This is a genomic window from Pseudoflavonifractor capillosus (assembly GCF_016902575.1).
Lineage (GTDB): Bacteria > Bacillota > Clostridia > Oscillospirales > Oscillospiraceae > Enterenecus > Enterenecus capillosus_A.
Window position 1 is genome coordinate 1 of record NZ_JACSNZ010000168.1, and the last position, 230, is coordinate 230.

The following is a 230-nucleotide window of genomic DNA, read 5'->3' on the forward strand; positions in this document are numbered from 1 at the left end:
CACCTTGCTCACCTCTGCATCCACAGTCTCGGTGTGGTTGCAGCCCTCTCGCTCACAGCTGAAGGTGGCCGTGGCGGTGTAGCCGTCCTCGCTCTTTGTCCAGGTAAAGGTGGGATCACCATAGGTGTGGCCCAGGGCCTCGCCGACGCTCTCGGTCTTGGTGTCCTCATAGGGCTGCTCACCGAAGGTTGCGGTAGCGGTGTAGGTCACGCTGCCCGCCGCTTCGCAGG

General features: G+C 63.5%; 1 protein-coding gene. It reads right to left on the bottom strand.

Features of this window, described 5'->3' with window-relative positions:
- On the bottom strand, positions 1–230 hold a 230-nt coding region (locus H9X86_RS12330), incomplete at both ends, for a hypothetical protein (RefSeq protein ID WP_204901768.1).